Below are 1,066 nucleotides of genomic sequence, written 5' to 3'. Positions count from 1 at the left end.
TCGGCTCAATCTGAGCGAACTCAATGTCTTCCAGGTCGTAAATACCCTGCGCACGAAGGTCAGCAATCAGGCGCATCGGATCAAGAACCACATCTGCCTGCTGGAAGCTCTTAATATCGATATCACCATCCGTAATGACCGGCACGCGCTGCTCACGCACCGCCATATGCAGAAAACGAATCTTCGTGGTCGCCACGTTCAGCAGCTGAATCATGCACAGCGTAAACACCATGTAGATGACAAAGTAGAACAGGCTAATCTGCGTGCTGTACAACACGCCACCGAACACACCACCGATGACAAAGTTACCGATGGTATCAATCGGGGTCTGGTGCCCCGCCTGAGAACGGTGAGTCAGACGCAGGTACACCAAAAGAATGATCAGGCCAACGAAAATCTTCAGCAAACCATAAACAATCGTCTCAACGGTCATACCAAAAATCTCCTAGGACTAAGCCCGGAAAATATCCGGCTCCAAATAAATGATGCGTGCCGCAGGAACAGCCTCGCGAATACGTACCTCAGCCGCATCAATCTCATCAGCTACCGCGCGACCAGTGTCAGCATCATAAATACGAATCTTCGCCGCCACCAGAATCTCCTCAGGACCCAGGTGCACGGTCTTAATGTGGATAATGCGCTCGCTATCGCCATCCTCAATCGCCGCACGAATCTTCGCCAAATCCTCCGGTGAAGCAGACTCACCCAAAATCAGCGACTTCATCTCCACCGCAAGGAACACAGCAATAAAGACCAGCAGCACACCAATAGCCAAAGTGCCGAACGCATCCCACAGACCATTACCGGTCAACAGGGTCATACCCACACCAATGAGCGCAAAAATCAGGCCCAGCAGCGCGCCCCCATCCTCCAGTAGAAGCACCGGAAGCTCCGGGTTCTTCGAAGTACGCAAGAAACGACTCCAGCTCTGCTTGCCCTTCAGCCCACGCGACTCCTTCACCGCCACACGGAACGAGTTACCCTCCAGCAGAATCGCACCCACCAGAACAGCCACCGGAACCCACTGCCACTCAGTAATACCGTGCGGGTCATGCAGCTTCTCATA

At 53.3% G+C, this 1,066-nt stretch carries 2 protein-coding genes; both read right to left on the bottom strand.

Going from position 1 to position 1,066, the window contains the following annotated elements; translation table 11 throughout:
- On the bottom strand, positions 1-433 hold a 433-nt coding region (locus Q0216_RS09625; RefSeq protein ID WP_298594903.1), incomplete at its 3' end, for a YetF domain-containing protein.
- Between the two features lie 18 nt (positions 434-451).
- A partial coding sequence (locus tag Q0216_RS09620) for a cation diffusion facilitator family transporter (protein ID WP_298594901.1) occupies positions 452-1,066 on the bottom strand: 615 nt, incomplete at its 5' end.

It is taken from the genome of uncultured Rothia sp., from assembly GCF_937976295.1.
GTDB lineage: Bacteria > Actinomycetota > Actinomycetes > Actinomycetales > Micrococcaceae > Rothia.
The sequence above is the reverse complement of the archived record's forward strand: the minus strand, read 5'-3'. Positions and strand labels throughout refer to the sequence as shown.